Source organism: Vaccinium witches'-broom phytoplasma str. VAC (assembly GCF_000309405.1).
Classification (GTDB): domain Bacteria; phylum Bacillota_I; class Bacilli_A; order Acholeplasmatales; family Acholeplasmataceae; genus Phytoplasma.
The window spans coordinates 1-234 of sequence record NZ_AKIN01000126.1 but is presented as its reverse complement, the minus strand read 5'-3'; the positions used below and the strand labels follow the sequence as shown (position 1 = coordinate 234).

General features: G+C 23.9%; 1 pseudogene. It reads left to right on the top strand.

Annotation, left to right across the window (positions count from 1 at the left end):
* Window positions 1-40 precede the first annotated feature (40 nt).
* Window positions 41-234, top strand: a pseudogene (locus RI68_RS02195) (hypothetical protein); the annotation flags it as partial.

The window sequence follows — 234 nt, the reverse complement described above, 5'->3', positions numbered from 1 at the left end:
TACTGCAACATTATTGTTTTTTGTTTTTTGGATTGGTAGTATGGCTTATAAATATCATTTAGAAACCGAAGAAAGAAGAATAACTCTAGATAAAAATATTTCTGAAGAGGCTAAAAAATTAAATAGCGCTTTACATGAGGAAAATATAAAGTTAAAACAAGAAATTGAACATTTAAAAAGCACTCCTTATAAATTAATAAGAGATACTGGTGAAATAGAATATTATAATTTATT